The organism is Cupriavidus sp. SIMBA_020, assembly GCF_046535395.1.
Classification (GTDB): domain Bacteria; phylum Pseudomonadota; class Gammaproteobacteria; order Burkholderiales; family Burkholderiaceae; genus Cupriavidus; species Cupriavidus campinensis.
The window spans coordinates 1-243 of sequence record NZ_JAWRWU010001467.1; the positions used below are offsets into that span (position 1 = coordinate 1).

Below are 243 nucleotides of genomic sequence, written 5' to 3' on the forward strand. Positions count from 1 at the left end.
GGTCGGCTTGCATTGCGGGTGGCGGGTGACGCGGCAAAGGATGCGGAACTGCTGCACGAGGTGGTCCAGTTCCTGAACAGGATGGGGCACGGTGATGCGCCGCAGTGGTTGAAGGCGCTCGACGTCGGCAAGTACCAGTCGCAGTTGCTCTCCAAGGTGAAAGACTTCTGTGCGACCGTGCGTCTGGCTATCGAGCGCTCGCTGAAAGCGCGCGTCGGACAGCTTCTGCCAGAGATGTGGCGC

The 243-nt window shown here is 63.0% G+C and carries 1 pseudogene; it reads left to right on the forward strand.

From position 1 onward, the window contains the following. A pseudogene (locus SB751_RS34445) lies at window positions 1–243 on the forward strand (hypothetical protein); the annotation flags it as partial.